The following is a 9,185-nucleotide window of genomic DNA, read 5'->3' as shown; positions in this document are numbered from 1 at the left end:
GTTATTGGTGATTGGTGATTGGTGATTGGGAAATTGATTAGGATAAAAATTATATTCTCTGTTACCTGACTCCTGACTCCTGAACTCCTGAACTCCTGAACTCCTTCTTCCTTCTTTCTCCTTACTCCTTCTTTCTCCTGACTCCTTCTTTCTCCTGACTCCTGACTCCTATCTTAAAAATATATGGATTTAATTCTTTGTCACACAACTGCGGATTTTGATGCTTTGGGGGCAGCGGTGGGGTTAACTTGTCTCAAACCAGGGAGTAAAATTGTCTTGACTGGGGGCGCACATCCTCCTGTACGGGACTTTTTAGCGTTACATCGTGACGAGTATCCGCTAATTGAAAGACGTTCAGTAAATCCTGAAAAAATTCGCTCTTTAATGGTTGTGGATACTCAAAAGCGCGATCGCCTCGGTAAAGCCGCTATCTGGTTCGATTTACCCAGTGTTCAAGAAATCATCGTTTACGATCATCATTTTGGACAGGAAAGAGACATTCCCAGCACTCAATTATATATTGACGAAGTGGGGGCGACAACTACCTTAATGGTAGAAGAATTGCAAAAAAATAATATTTCTTTAAATTCTGCCCAAGCAACTGTAATGGCTTTGGGTATTCATGTGGATACAGGTTCATTAACCTATAAACAATCTACAGCCAGAGATGCTTTAGCGTTGGCTTGGCTAATGCAGCAGGGGGCAAATTTATCAGTTATTTCTACTTATCGTGATCCTGGTTTATCACCACAATTACAACAATTATTAACTGTAGCTTTAGAAAATTTACAATATCTGTGTTTGCGGGGATATACCATTGCTTGGGTAACACTAAAAACCGATGGTTTTGTCCCTGGTTTATCAGGTTTAGCTTCCGAAATTATTGATTTAACAGAAACCGATGCTGTACTGTTAGCAAATGAATATTCTTTAGATGAAAATGATTGGCGCTTAACAGTAATTGGCAGAACGCAAATTCCCCAAACAAATCTTAATTCCTTATTTCAACCTCATGGTGGTGGTGGACATTCTCAAGCCGCATCTTTTAATCTTCGCACTACAGATTCCCAACAAATTTTACAACAATTATTAGATGGTTTAAAAGCCCAAATTCCCCATCCTCCCACAGCTAGAGATTTGATGTCTTCTCCAGTGCGGACAATTCGCCCTGATACTACTATAGCCGAAGCCCAAAGGATTTTATTACGTTATGGACATTCAGGTTTATCTGTAGTGAATAATCAAGATTTATTAATCGGAATTATTTCCCGACGGGATTTAGATATTGCTTTACATCATGGGTTTAGTCATGCACCAGTTAAAGGTTATATGACAAGTAATTTAAAGACAATTACCCCTGATACTTCTTTACCAGAAATTGAGTCTTTAATGGTGACTTATGATATTGGCAGATTACCAGTATTAGAAAAGGGGCAATTAGTTGGTATTGTTACTCGCACCGATATTTTAAGAGAATTACATCAATTAACCATTCAAAATCTAGAATCAATAACTGAAAATTATTCTCAGGATTTAGGACTAAGTACGGAATTAGAAAAACGTCTGACACCGCAACTTTGGGAATTACTGACTACAGCATCGCAAGAAGCAGAAAAACGCGGTTGGCATCTTTATTTAGTTGGTGGTGCAGTGCGAGATTTGCTATTATCAAAAGCGGAAAATCGCAGTTTGATGATTAATGATATTGATTTAGTCGTTGATGGTTTTCATAAAACCGCAGACGTTGGTGCAGGGGTAGAATTAGCTAAAGCCTTACAGCAAATTTATCAAAATGCCAGATTAGAAATTCATGGTGCTTTTCAAACTGCGGCTTTATTATGGCATAAAGATTTAGTATTAGATTCCTTATGGGTGGATATTGCCACAGCTAGAACGGAGTTTTATCCTTACCCAGCAGCTAATCCAGAGGTTGAAGCTAGTTCTATTCGGCAAGATTTATATCGGCGAGATTTTACGATTAATGCCATGGCTTTAAGGTTAACTTCTCCTCGTGCTGGTGAATTATTAGATTTCTTTGGTGGTTTTATAGACTTACAAAATCAGCAAGTTAGAATTTTACACGCTAATAGTTTTATTGAAGATCCAACTCGGATTTATCGCGGTGTGCGGTTTGCAGTGCGGTTTGGATTTTCTCTAGAACCACAAACAGAAACTTATATTCGTTATGCTATAAATAGTGGAGTTTATGATCGCACTAGTCAAGAAAATAGTAAAACTCCGGCTTTGCAAACTCGACTAAAAACTGAATTAAAATATATATTAGCAGCAGATTATTGGCAATCAGCTTTAGAATTATTGGATAATTTGGGGGCTTTACAATGTATTCATCCTACTTTAAAATTAGATGTGGAACTTTCTCGACAATTAAATTTATTAAAACACTGTTTAAGGAAATTTGACAAAAAACAAACTTTAATAAATTGGCAAATGCGTCTAGAAGTATTAATTGCCTATTTACAACCGGAATATCGGGGAAAAGTAGCTAGAAATCTGCAATTAGTTGATGATAGTATTGTCAGATTAGATAAATTATCTCAAATTCAAGCTGAGGTAATTACGTTATTACCAACTTTTGAAAAACCTAGTCAAACTCTCTATTTACTCAGAAAATATGATTTGCAAACTTTAATCTTAATTGCTTTACAAAGTTCCCGCAAAATCAGAAGACGGATTTGGCAATATTTAACAACCTGGGGAAATATTCAACCGCTGTTAAATGGAAATGATTTAAAACAATTAGGTTATAAACCTAGTCCCCAATATAAGCAAATGCTTGATGATTTATTAACTGCTACTGTAGATGGTATAATTAAGGATAAAGCGGAAGCACAAGAATTTTTAGCCAAGCATTATCCTGGGTAATAGATATTAAAAATATGAGGTTGATATGCAAATTCAAACATCCAGCAAATATTACACTCCAGAAGAATATTTAGAACTAGAAGAAAAATCAGAATTTAAAAACGAATATATAGATGGGGAAATTATACATATAGCTGGTGGAACTACAAATCATAATGAAATTTCAGGTAATTTTTATCTACATTTTAAATTAAAAATGCGGAATCAAAATTACAAGATTTATATGGGTGATGTTAAATTATGGCTACAACGTTATCAAATCTATACTTATCCAGATATTATGGTAATTCAAGGAGAACCAATATATCAAGGAACTGGAACTACTCAAGTAACAAATCCGTTAATGATTGTCGAAGTGTTATCTAAATCAACTATAAATTATGATAAAACTGACAAATTTAGATTTTATCGTTCTCTTCCTGAATTGAAAGAATATATTATGATTAACCAATATGAATATTTTATTGAACAATTTGCTAAAAATGCCGAAGGACAATGGGTATTAACTGAATATGAATCAGTAAATGATATATTGTCTTTAAAATCCATAGATTTTCAAATTCCCTTCAGTGATATTTATGAAGGTGTAAATTTCCAGTAGGTTGGGTTGACGTATGTTACCCAACATCATATTATTGTCTGATAGCGTAGCTATATCAGGATTTACAGAATTTAAAAACAATATTAATTTACTGATAACATCCACGTTAGAAATGATAAAATTGGCTCAACTGGTGGCAATGGATATTCAGTAATATCAATAGTGACTGAATTACCCTCCAGTTTTAAAAATTTCCAAGCAGTTCCACTAGTGACAGAACCGAAAATTATGGGAATGTTGACATTATTAGCAGCATTAAATTTTTGGGCAGCTACCATTTCTGCAATACACTGACCTAAACCACCATTAAGATTTTCTTTTTTTGCTTCTATAATTATAACTACTGGAGCTTGAATTTCTAATTGGCTTAGTGATTTACTAATCAGAAAGTCACAAATACCATTGAGTCCAATACTAGAATCAACGGTAAAATCTTCTCCAGAAAAAAGGCTAATTTGACGATCTAATAATCGTCGAACTGCTGTTAATACAGGGCTAATAATCCATTCAGAACGGGCTTTTTCACTACCCCTTGCAAGTACCAATGGTAAACCTTCTTCTAGTTCTTGACGTAGCAAATCATCAGGTTTTACAGCAGGCACATCTGGAAAAAACCGTCCTCCTTCATGGATGGCGATCGCTAAATCCTGACGGACTTTTTTTAGTGTAAAATCACTGTAGGGCATAGTTATAATTAATTTTTGCTACAAAAACAGAGTTTAGTTCCGTAGGTTGGGTTGTGGAACGTAAACGTATCCCTGCGGGACACTGCGTGAACGCGGAGCAATCGGAACGAAACCAAACATCATATTATTAAAACATATTATTAAAACTTTTGTTGGGTTGCGCGATTCCTGCGGAGCGCTTCGCTATCGCTTAACCCAACCTACATTTGATTGTAGATTAAATTGTATCAGGATCTATATTTAATTCCCGCAATTTTGCTGCTAAACGTTCTGACTTTCTCGCTTCCTTTTCGGCTCTTTTAGCTTGTGTTTCTGCTCTTTGGGTTTCCTGTTCTGCGGTTTCTTCAGGGGTAAAAACTAACTTTCCTTCTGGTGTAAAATACCGCAATAATCCCTCATGAATTCCCAAATATAAATCTAATTGCTCACTCCATAAATGTCCTTTTTCATTTGCTTCTAGAGGTTGATATTTTCCATCTAATAAATGAAAACCTGCAAATTCTAGTGTATAAGGATCAAACCAAAAATAATCCGGTGTGCGGAAAGTATTTTGATAAAGTTCTTTTTTATATTCTTTATCTGTATTAACTGTAGTTGGTGAAAGAATCTCTAAAATTACATTGGGATATTTACCGTCTTCATTCCAAACTACCCAACTTTTCCGAGTTTTGCGTTCTGTTCCTAGCACAACAAAGAAATCAGGACCTCGGAAATATTCTGATTTTTTCTGATTAGGACTATAGTAAATGGTGAGATTTCCCGCAGCATAGAAATCATCTCTATCTTTCCACAACCATTCTAGACATTTGAAAAGGAGAATTATTTGTCTTAAATGTAGTTCTGTTTCCACGGGAGGTTCATCACTATATAAATCACTGGGAGGAAAAATCACATCTTGAGAGATATTTTCTCTACATTTTAATTCTTGAGTAATCATCATAATATGACACCAAGTCGTTATTTGTTGATTATAGCATTAATTGTCTGAATCAGGATTTACAGGATTAAAAGATTAACAGGATGTGATATTCATTAATCCTGACAATCCTTAAATCATGGATATCCTGATTCTGACATTATTATATTCATTAATCCTGACAATCCTCAAATCCTGGGTATCCTGATTCTGACATTATTATATTCATTAATCCTGACAATCCTTAAATCCTGGATATCCTGATTCTGACAATTTCTTTTTTTATCGAACCACAGAGAACACAGAGAACACAGAGAAAATGTAAAAATTATCTGCGTTTAATTTTTGATATTTCATCCTGAAAATCCTAAAATCCTGGTTATCCTGATTCAGACATTTCTTTAATTATATTCATTGTTTCCACACTCACGGTACAGACTCTCATTAATAAATCAATTACCTGTTCTTTGTAATCTGCGAAACGATAGGTATTGAATTTTTCCGCAATGGTTGGATCTTTTGGTTTCTTTTCTTTATATTGATCTAATATCCATTCTAACGCGCAACGATTACCCAGCATATATTCCCAAGCTATTTTCGGAATATTTTCTAATGTGGTGACATCATCTAAGATAATACTACCTTTGATTTTATCGGCTTTGAGTTTAGGTTTGGGTGTTTTTTGATTGTCTTTTAAGGGAATATCAAGACGGGTTAGGTTATAAGGTGTGACTGTTTCATAATTAATATGTAATTCCATGAGTTGTTTACCCCAGTTAACCCATTTTTGGAAGTTTTCATAATATGGTAAACGGGGAAATTCACGTTTGAGGTTGAGTTCGTATTTGCTGCGATAAGCTGGGTTATGTAAGACTGCGTAGGTATAATGAAAGATGTCTATTTTCGTAATTGTTGGATCTTGGTAATGGGTTTGAATTTGTTTTAGTCCCCAGTCGGTTATATTATCAATGCGGTTTCCTTCTTTGTCATAACGGTACAAGGAAATACATTTTGTTGCATTAGGAAGATAAATATCTAAACTAAAAAGATGTTTAGTAGCTAATACAGAAAAGTTGGATCTTTGCCCAAATGAATATGTTATTATTTTATTTTCTGCTGTTTGTAAATAAATTTCATCTGCTCCACCAACTTCATCCAAAAATATATTAGACTTATAAATAATAAATTTGCAAAATGGGCGATAAAAAATAAATTTAATTCTATTCTCATCAAATTTTTCTTTCTTTGATTGTATATGTCTACGTTTTAAATTTCTTGACCACTTAATACAGGAATCAAACTCTGTTCCTTCTTCATGTTTGTAGTTATTATAAAAATCAGTAAACAATATCATTTTTGATTTAAGATTATTTAAGTCAACATCTATAACCCATTCATCTCTATTTGTAGAAATTCCTAAAGAGAATAACTTACATACTGCTTTTTCTTCAGCTTCAATTTTTGTAGATTTAGTATTTTTATCAGCTAAAACCAACAAAGATTCAAAATCATTAAATGAAAGGTTTACCCAGTTGTTATCATTATCAGGTGTGATATGTTCAAAACAAATATCAGAAAAATTAGATTTAGCAATATATTCTAGTTTTGCGTCAGCAGTATTTAAACCAAAAATTTGGTTATAGTATATTTTACACGGTAACCGTTTAGAGGATGTTTGTTTTATCATAAAACTAATTGCTATTCCTACTTGGACATTAAATACATTACCAGTTTTATCTCCTGCTCTAATATCTCCACCTAAATCAATAATATAAATTTCGCTAAATTCATCAGCAACAACTTTTCTAAAACCATCAGCTTCTTTTGAATGGATAAAAGAAGAATTAGTAATAAAAGCTAAAATTCCGTTTTCATTTAGTCTATTTGTAGCCCAAAGAAAGAAGCGAGAATACATATCATATCGTTTTGTTTTCTGAGCATTGCTATATTTTACATAACTTTCTTTGATTAACTTATCTATTTCTGAGTATGCACGATTTTTGTTATTATCATTTTCATTCTGTTGATTTGCATTATAGGGAGGATTACCAATAATCACAGAAATAGTTCTATCATTCTGTCTTTTAATTCTTGCGGTATTCTCCACACTCATAGCAAACAAATCCAATTGCTTACCCGCAAAAGAAGTATTATCCAAAGTATCCACAAAACAAATATTTTCAAACTCCTCATACACCCCCATTTTCTGCTTATAGGTGTATTCAATATTCAAACTTGCAATATAATAAGGCAAAATTGCCACCTCATTACAATGAATTTCATGTTTATACTTATGTTCTAAACTCTGCTTTGGTAAATAATCAATCAACTCAGTAATAAAAGTCCCCGTTCCCGTCGCCGGATCTAAAATTTCCACATCCTTATCCGCTAACAACTTCCCAAAATGTTTATGTACTAAAAAATCTGTACTTTCAATCATAAACCTAACAATTTCATTAGGAGTATAAACAATACCTAATCTATCCGCAGCTTTAGGATTATATGCTTTGTAGAAATTCTCATATAACGCTTTAAGAAACTTCTGTTTTTCTTGATGATTATAAATATTAGCCGCAGTGCGTCTAATCACTGCATAATATCTTTCAATCGTTCCCAGAGTATTTTTCTTAACGCTTCCGGTAAAAAAGGTAGAAATTACCCCTTGTAATTCTCCCGCAATATTATTTTCTCTGTGAAATTGCGATTCATTAAATATATTGATAAAAATATCTTCTGTCAAAATATGCTGAATCATCATTTCCCGAATATCAAATAAACTGATTTCTGGGTTAATTGATTCTTTGCAAATTCCCCAAAACTTATCCCGCGCAGTTTGAAAAGATCTGTTATTTTCCCCTTGACAATCTATCAAATCTCTGAGAGAATTTAGTACAGTGGGTAAATCTTGCTTAAAAATTTCTATCGCTTCCCGAAAATCCTTAACTTCAGGACGCACATAATTAATAAAACTGGTAATAATTCCATCTACTGCGTCAGCATCGCGCATAGATACACGCATGGTTTCTGTGCTAGATTGAATTAAAACCGCAGTTTGGGAATCTTCAAATAAAATATTACTATCGGGATAACCTTTATTTAATTTTTTTTCTATTTCTTCATCTAATTTATCATATTGATCCTTACTTTCCCAATAACCCCAATCTAACCGCAAAGCATCTTTAATTGTGCCATCAGGATAAACAAGTTTACCATTTGGTAATCTATAATCTAATTCAGGAATCAGTAAAAAATCTCTCGGTTTGCAATATTCATTGAGGAGATTTTGAAAAGCCACACGAATAGAAGTTTCTTTGCGAGAACCACCATATTGAATGATTTTTTCGACTTCGGCTTGATATTGAGTTACCAGGAGTCTAGACATAATTAAAAAATGGATTATTAAAACTTTTGTTGGGTTGTGCGATCACTTCACCCAACTTATATTACTATATTATTACATTGTCTACGTAGATTTAGTTGTGCGATCGCTAATGTAAAGACAGTTAATGCCATGTTTTCACAGTGACTGTATTCCCCTCAAAAAACTTTCAGATAGAAGCATTACGGGCTATATACAGGTTATAATTCTTTTTGCGGAGCAACTTTACAAAAATTTATGAGTAATCCCCTTGTGCAAGCCTTTTTCGTAGGCAGAGCAGTCGCTGAAGTGATTAATGAGCGTGTAGAAGTCGCCTTGACTGATGCTTTAAGTGAACTAGGCAAATTTGATGCTGAAACTAAAGAGCAACTACGCCAGTTTACAGAAGAAGTGATGGCACGAGCTAATCGAGCAGCGGAATCGTCTGCAACTGGTACAACCACAGGTAATAGTTCATCTGGTGGAGATACAGTAGACTTACAGACAGAAATTGACGAATTAAGGGCAGAAATCGCTCTATTAAGAAGTGAATTGCAGAAGCATCGCAATGCTGCAAAATAGGTAATAGGTGATGGGTAATGGGTAATGGGTAATTGGTAATAGGTAATTGGTAATTGGTAATTGGTAATTGGTAATTGGTAATTGGTAATTGGTAATTGGTAATTGGTAATGTGAAAAAATATTCTCCCCTGCCCCCCTACCTCCCCTACTTCCTCTACC

6 protein-coding genes and 1 pseudogene are annotated in these 9,185 nt (G+C 34.0%); 3 read left to right on the top strand and 4 right to left on the bottom strand.

Features of this window, described 5'->3' with window-relative positions:
• Nucleotides 1-183: 183 nt before the first annotated feature.
• Together PN450_RS11475 and PN450_RS11470 are read left to right on the top strand one after the other, a co-directional pair.
• Nucleotides 184-2,883: a CBS domain-containing protein gene (locus PN450_RS11475; protein ID WP_271836390.1), complete on the top strand. Its 2,700-nt coding sequence runs from the start codon at nucleotides 184-186 to the stop codon at nucleotides 2,881-2,883.
• 25 nt (nucleotides 2,884-2,908) lie between these two features.
• The gene (locus PN450_RS11470; RefSeq protein WP_271836388.1) at nucleotides 2,909-3,484 is read left to right on the top strand and encodes a Uma2 family endonuclease; all 576 of its coding nucleotides are present in this window, start codon (nucleotides 2,909-2,911) and stop codon (nucleotides 3,482-3,484) included.
• 83 nt (nucleotides 3,485-3,567) lie between these two features.
• Here the strand turns inward: PN450_RS11470 and PN450_RS11465 are convergent, their stop codons facing one another.
• The 3 genes from PN450_RS11465 to PN450_RS11455 all read right to left on the bottom strand — a co-directional run bounded on the left by PN450_RS11465 (nucleotide 3,568) and on the right by PN450_RS11455 (nucleotide 8,468).
• Entirely contained in the window at nucleotides 3,568-4,170 is a 603-nt protein-coding gene (locus PN450_RS11465; RefSeq protein ID WP_271836386.1) for a hypothetical protein, read from the bottom strand.
• A gap of 217 nt (nucleotides 4,171-4,387) precedes the next feature.
• Nucleotides 4,388-5,110 carry a Uma2 family endonuclease gene (locus PN450_RS11460; RefSeq protein ID WP_271836384.1) on the bottom strand — a complete coding sequence of 241 codons (723 nt, stop codon included), beginning with the start codon at nucleotides 5,108-5,110 and terminating at the stop codon, nucleotides 4,388-4,390.
• Nucleotides 5,111-5,465: 355 nt separating this feature from the next.
• Entirely contained in the window at nucleotides 5,466-8,468 is a 3,003-nt protein-coding gene (locus PN450_RS11455; RefSeq protein WP_271836381.1) for a type ISP restriction/modification enzyme, read from the bottom strand.
• A gap of 234 nt (nucleotides 8,469-8,702) precedes the next feature.
• On the opposite strand from PN450_RS11455, the gene PN450_RS11450 reads away from it, so the two are divergent.
• Nucleotides 8,703-9,026 (top strand): DUF6825 family protein, encoded by a 324-nt coding sequence (locus tag PN450_RS11450; protein WP_168634919.1) that lies wholly within the window; start codon nucleotides 8,703-8,705, stop codon nucleotides 9,024-9,026.
• On the opposite strand, the pseudogene PN450_RS11445 reads toward PN450_RS11450, so the two are convergent.
• Nucleotides 8,985-9,185 (bottom strand): annotated as a pseudogene (locus PN450_RS11445) (hypothetical protein); the annotation flags it as partial. The gene PN450_RS11450 and the pseudogene PN450_RS11445 sit on opposite strands and share 42 nt — an antisense overlap.

Origin of the sequence: Dolichospermum lemmermannii CS-548 (genome assembly GCF_028330815.1) — a bacterium.
GTDB classification, from domain to species: Bacteria; Cyanobacteriota; Cyanobacteriia; order Cyanobacteriales; family Nostocaceae; genus Dolichospermum; species Dolichospermum lemmermannii.
The sequence above is the reverse complement of the archived record's forward strand: the minus strand, read 5'-3'. Positions and strand labels throughout refer to the sequence as shown.